The 307-nt window shown below is 72.0% G+C and carries 1 protein-coding gene; it reads left to right on the plus strand.

Annotation, left to right across the window (positions count from 1 at the left end; all coding sequences use genetic code 11):
- Window positions 1-307: hypothetical protein (locus tag SB717_RS34780; RefSeq protein ID WP_410907428.1), on the plus strand; the 307-nt coding region annotated here is incomplete at both ends.

The raw sequence follows: 307 nt of genomic DNA on the forward strand, positions 1-307 counted from the left end.
GGGCAGCTTCTCGACGCCATCGCCTCCGACGACCGCCGCAGGACCCGTCGGCACCGCCTCATCGCCGTGGGAGTGGCGGGGGCGATCGTCGCCGGCACGACGGCCGGCGCGATCGCGATCGCCCGAGCCGCCCAGGGACAGATCAACTACACGGCCGACTGCTACGCGGCCGCCGACCTGGGATCGCGCCACGGCACATCCGTGCTGGGAACCGCCGACCTTGGCGAGAAAACGCCGACGCCGTTGAGCGAGCGGGTCGCGCTCGCCGAAGAGATGTGCGCGGCGACCTGGCGAATCGGCACCTTCT

The organism is Priestia sp. SIMBA_032, from assembly GCF_046535215.1.
GTDB lineage: Bacteria > Bacillota > Bacilli > Bacillales > Bacillaceae_H > Priestia > Priestia aryabhattai.